The sequence below is a fragment of the Nostoc sp. CALU 1950 genome, assembly GCF_051172895.1.
GTDB classification, from domain to species: domain Bacteria; phylum Cyanobacteriota; class Cyanobacteriia; order Cyanobacteriales; family Nostocaceae; genus Nostoc; species Nostoc edaphicum_A.
The window spans coordinates 1-332 of the sequence record NZ_JBDNJQ010000446.1 but is presented as its reverse complement, the minus strand read 5'-3'; the positions used below and the strand labels follow the sequence as shown (position 1 = coordinate 332).

The following is a 332-nucleotide window of genomic DNA, read 5'->3' as shown; positions in this document are numbered from 1 at the left end:
AGAAAGCTTAAGGAAAATTGACCCTGCCAACCCAACAGTGATTGAAGGGTTGATAACACTCATCCGTGCCAGTTACTCAGGCAGTGATATTTTTATGCATATGCGAATAGAATCTACCTTAGAGGAAATTGGCGTTGGCAACCAAATAGCGATTGACGCTTTGATCTCACTTATCCATGAGCCGCAGGTACATAATTCTACACGTTGCCGGGCAGCAAAAATCTTAGGGGAAATTGGCGTTGGCAAACAAACGGCGATTGACGCTTTGATAGCAATCATCCGTAACCCGCAGGTTGATAGTGATATTCGTAGGGTGGCAGCAGAAAGCTTAG

1 protein-coding gene is annotated in these 332 nt (G+C 44.9%); it reads left to right on the top strand.

Features of this window, described 5'->3' with window-relative positions:
• A partial coding sequence (locus ABF638_RS38375; RefSeq protein ID WP_435027951.1) for a HEAT repeat domain-containing protein occupies positions 1–332 on the top strand: 332 nt, incomplete at both ends.